Below are 250 nucleotides of genomic sequence, written 5' to 3' on the forward strand. Positions count from 1 at the left end.
GATGTGTATAAGAGACAGTCTTCCAGTTCGTCGCGTTCGGTGACGAGGACTCGAAGGCCTTCGACTTCCTGCGCAAACTGGACGCCGAGCACGCGGGTTTCTTCCACGCCGGGCCCGCCCCCCGCGACGTACCCGACGCGACGTTCTACCGGGAGGTGCTCGCCGGGCTCCCGGCCTGGGCCGCCGCCCGCGGGCTCCTCGCCGAGGACTGACGCCCCGTCGGTACCCGTACGGTCACGGCGAGCCCGCC

Source organism: Streptomyces sp. NRRL WC-3549 (assembly GCF_000721935.1).
Lineage (GTDB): Bacteria > Actinomycetota > Actinomycetes > Streptomycetales > Streptomycetaceae > Streptomyces.